The organism is Mesorhizobium sp. M7A.F.Ca.MR.362.00.0.0, assembly GCF_004023175.1.
Classification (GTDB): Bacteria; Pseudomonadota; Alphaproteobacteria; order Rhizobiales; family Rhizobiaceae; genus Mesorhizobium.
The window spans coordinates 1-978 of sequence record NZ_RZTF01000806.1 but is presented as its reverse complement, the minus strand read 5'-3'; the positions used below and the strand labels follow the sequence as shown (position 1 = coordinate 978).

The following is a 978-nucleotide window of genomic DNA, read 5'->3' as shown; positions in this document are numbered from 1 at the left end:
CTGAAAATCGTCGATGCCGATGCGGTGGGTGATCAGGCCGGAGACATCCAGCGGGCCCTGCACAAGCGCGATCATCTTGTACCAGGTTTCGAACATCTCGCGGCCGTAGATGCCCTTGAGATGCAGCATCTTGAAGATGACCTTGTTCCAGTCGATCTCGAAGCCGGTCGGCGCGATGCCCAGAATGGCGATCTTGCCGCCATTGTTCATGGTGTCGATCATGTCGCGGAAAGCGGGGGCGGCGCCCGACATTTCGAGGCCGACGTCGAACCCCTCGGTCATGCCGAGCACCGGCATGACGTCGCGCAGCTTTTCCTTCGAGGCATCGACGACATGCTGGACGCCGAGCTTTTTCGCCAGCGCCAGCCGCAGCGGGTTGATGTCGGTGATGACCACTTTGCGCGCGCCGACGCATTGCGCGACGAGCGCGCCCATGATGCCGATCGGCCCGGCGCCGGTCACCAGCACATCTTCGCCAACCAGATCGAAGGAGAGTGCGGTGTGGACGGCATTGCCCAGCGGGTCGAAGATCGCGGCGATCTCGTCGGGCACATCATCGGGGATCGGCACGACATTGTGCTGCGGGATCGCCAGATACTCGCCGAAGGCGCCAGGACGGTTGACGCCGACGCCGAGCGTGTTGCGGCACAGATGCCCTCGCCCGGCGCGACAGTTGCGGCAATGGCCGCAGACGATGTGGCCTTCGCCCGACACGCGCTGGCCGACCTTGTATTCGGTGACCGCGGCGCCGAAATCTGCGACCGTGCCGACGAATTCATGGCCGGTCACCATCGGCACCGGCACCGTCTTTTGCGCCCACTGGTCCCAATTGTAGATGTGCACGTCGGTGCCGCAGATCGCCGTCTTCTTGATCTTGATCAGCACGTCGTTGGGGCCGATCTCCGGCACCGGCACCTCTTCCATCCAGATGCCTGGTTCGGCCTTGGCCTTCACCAGCGCCTTCATCATGTTCGACAT

The 978-nt window shown here is 63.2% G+C and carries 1 protein-coding gene; it reads right to left on the bottom strand.

What is annotated here, in order from left to right; all coding sequences use genetic code 11:
• On the bottom strand, positions 1-978 hold a 978-nt coding region (gene tdh, locus EOC06_RS37835), incomplete at its 3' end, for an L-threonine 3-dehydrogenase (RefSeq protein ID WP_128310148.1).